Here is a 515-nt window from a genome sequence, read left to right as displayed (position 1 = left end):
GTGCTGAAGGACGGCGCGCTCGTCACGGTGTCGTGCGCGGAGGGCGACGAGGGCAAGATCTACGACGGCCTGCTCGAAACCGAAGTGTCCGAGGTGCAGCGCGGCGAGCTGCCGAGCGTGCCGGTCAAGATCATGATGAACGTCGGCAACCCGCAGCTCGCGTTCGACTTCTCGCAGTTGCCGAACGCGGGCGTCGGCCTCGCGCGCCTCGAGTTCATCATCAACAACAACATCGGCGTGCATCCGAAGGCGATCCTCGAGTACCCGAACGTCGACGCCGACCTGAAGAAGGCGGTCGAGAGCGTCGCGCGCGGCCACGCGTCGCCGCGGGCGTTCTATGTGGACAAGCTGACGGAAGGCATCGCGACGATCGCGGCGGCGTTCTATCCGAAGCCCGTGATCGTGCGTCTGTCCGACTTCAAGTCGAACGAGTACAAGAAGCTGATCGGCGGCTCGCGCTACGAGCCGGATGAGGAAAACCCGATGCTGGGTTTCCGCGGCGCGTCGCGCTACAT

Annotated in this window: 1 protein-coding gene; it reads left to right on the top strand. The window is 64.9% G+C overall.

The window, feature by feature from the left end:
- Positions 1 to 515: putative PEP-binding protein (locus J5M58_RS26235; RefSeq protein WP_306795255.1), on the top strand; the 515-nt coding region annotated here is incomplete at both ends.

The sequence above is a fragment of the Pseudomonas sp. 32_A genome (assembly GCF_017490905.1).
GTDB lineage: Bacteria > Pseudomonadota > Gammaproteobacteria > Pseudomonadales > Pseudomonadaceae > Aquipseudomonas > Aquipseudomonas inefficax.
Note: the sequence above shows the minus strand (reverse complement) of the source record. Positions and strands in the feature narration are given on the sequence as shown.